This window comes from Martelella sp. (assembly GCF_984369615.1).
This window is the reverse complement of record NZ_CFHTCS010000530.1, coordinates 1-2166: the sequence shown is the minus strand read 5'-3', so window position 1 is coordinate 2166 and position 2166 is coordinate 1. Positions and strand designations below refer to the sequence as shown.

Below are 2166 nucleotides of genomic sequence, written 5' to 3'. Positions count from 1 at the left end.
GATTCAATAGGTTAGAGCGTCCTTTGTGCATCCGAATGGATGCACGGCGCTCTAAGCTGCACGAAGAAACTCACTCCGTCCCGAAAAACTCCTTCATCCGAGCGAAGAAGCCGTTGGATTCCGGGTTGTTCTCGTTGGAGGAGAGTTCGTCGAATTCCTGCAGCAGTTCGCGCTGGCGGCGGGTGAGCTTCTGTGGGGTTTCAACGCGGACCTGAATGTAGAGGTCGCCCTTGTGCGAGGAGCGGAGCACCGGCATGCCCTTGCCCTTCAGGCGAAACTGCTTGCCGGTCTGTGTGCCCTCGGGAACCGAAACGCGCGACTTGGTGCCATCCAGCGTGGTCACCTCGAACTTGCCGCCAAGCGCCGCCTGGGTCATGGAGATCGGCACGACGCAATGCAGGTCCGCGCCGTCGCGCTGGAAGAAGGGGTGCGGCTTGACCGAGAGGAAGATGTAGAGGTCGCCGGAAGGACCGCCGCGAAGCCCGGCCTCGCCCTCGCCCTGAAGGCGGATGCGGGTGCCGTCCTCGATGCCGGCGGGAATATTGACCGAAAGCGAGCGCTCCTCGACCGTGCGGCCTTCGCCGCGGCATTTCGGGCAGGGATCGGAAATCGTCTCGCCGCGGCCGTGACAGGTCGGACAGGTGCGTTCCACGGAGAAGAACCCTTGTGCCGCCCGGACCCGGCCGGAGCCGTGACAGGTGGAACAGGTGGTCGGCGTGGAGCCGGGCTTGGCGCCGGACCCCGTGCATTCGTCGCAGACCACGGAGGTCGGAACCCTGATCTGCGCCGTCTTGCCCTCGAAGCTCTCCTCGAGCGTGATCTCCATATTGTAGCGCAGGTCCGCCCCGCGCTCGCGTCCGCCGGAAGAGCGACGTCCGCGGGCGCCGCCCATCATTTCGCCAAAAATATCCTCGAAGATATCGGAGAAGCCGCCTGCGCCGCCGAAACCGCCGGCTGCGCCGAAGCCGCCGGCGCCCGGTCCGCCATTCTCGAAGGCGGCATGGCCGAAACGGTCATAGGCCGCACGCTTCTGCGGGTCCTTCAGCGTTTCATAGGCCTCGTTGATTTCCTTGAACTTCTTCTCGGCTTCGCTGTTATCCGGGTTGCGGTCCGGATGGTACTTCATCGCAAGTTTGCGGAAGGCGCTCTTGAGCTCCTTTTCGTCAACCGAACGGCTGACGCCGAGTGTCTCGTAATAGTCCGCTTTTGCCATGGAGTCTGCCAACCTCTTGAACAGAGTTTTCCGGCCGCCGAAGCGACGGCCGGATGTTTGGTTTCAGGAATGATCGGGAGCGACGCTCAGATCAAGCCGATTTCTTCTTGTCGTCGTCATCGCTGACATCTTCGAAGTCGGCATCAACAACGTCGCTTTCGGCGTCCTTGGCGGCGTCCGCGGAGGCAGCCGCGTTCTCATCCGCCTGCTGGGCCTCGTAAACGGCCTGGCCGAGCTTCATCGACACTTCCATCAGCGTCTGCGTCTTGGCCTGGATGTCATCGCCATCCGGCTCCTCGGCGCCGACCGCCGTCTTCAGTTCCTCGATCGCCGTCTTGATGGCGTTGCGGTCTTCCTCGGACACCTTCTCGCCATGCTCCTCGAGCGACTTCTCGGTCGAGTGGATCAGGCTTTCGGCCTGGTTCTTCGCTTCGACCGCGGCGCGACGCTTCTTGTCTTCCTCGGCGTGGCTTTCGGCATCCTTGACCATCTGCTCGATGTCGCTGTCGGAAAGACCGCCGGACGCCTGGATGCGGATCTGGTGCTCCTTGCCAGTGCCCTTATCCTTGGCCGAGACGTTGACGATGCCGTTGGCATCGATGTCGAAGGTGACCTCGATCTGCGGCACGCCGCGCGGGGCCGGCGGAATGCCGACGAGGTCGAACTGGCCGAGCATCTTGTTGTCGGCCGCCATTTCACGCTCGCCCTGGAAGACCCGGATGGTCACGGCGGACTGATTGTCCTCGGCCGTCGAGAAGGTCTGGCTCTTCTTCGTCGGGATCGTGGTGTTGCGGTCGATCAGACGGGTGAACACGCCGCCGAGCGTTTCGATGCCGAGCGACAGCGGCGTCACGTCGAGCAGCAGAACATCCTTGACGTCGCCCTGCAGCACGCCGCCCTGGATGGCAGCGCCAAGGGCCACGACTTCATCCGGGTTGACGCCCTTGTGCGGG

General features: G+C 63.2%; 2 protein-coding genes. Both read right to left on the bottom strand.

The annotated features are described in order from the left end of the window. Positions 1 to 70 precede the first annotated feature (70 nt). Positions 71 to 1213 carry a molecular chaperone DnaJ gene (gene dnaJ, locus AC5DC2_RS23295; protein ID WP_024706754.1) on the bottom strand — a complete coding sequence of 381 codons (1143 nt, stop codon included), beginning with the start codon at positions 1211 to 1213 and terminating at the stop codon, positions 71 to 73. A 91-nt stretch (positions 1214 to 1304) separates the two neighbouring features. Continuing rightward, on the bottom strand, positions 1305 to 2166 hold an 862-nt coding region (locus AC5DC2_RS23290), incomplete at its 5' end, for an Hsp70 family protein (protein WP_491700204.1).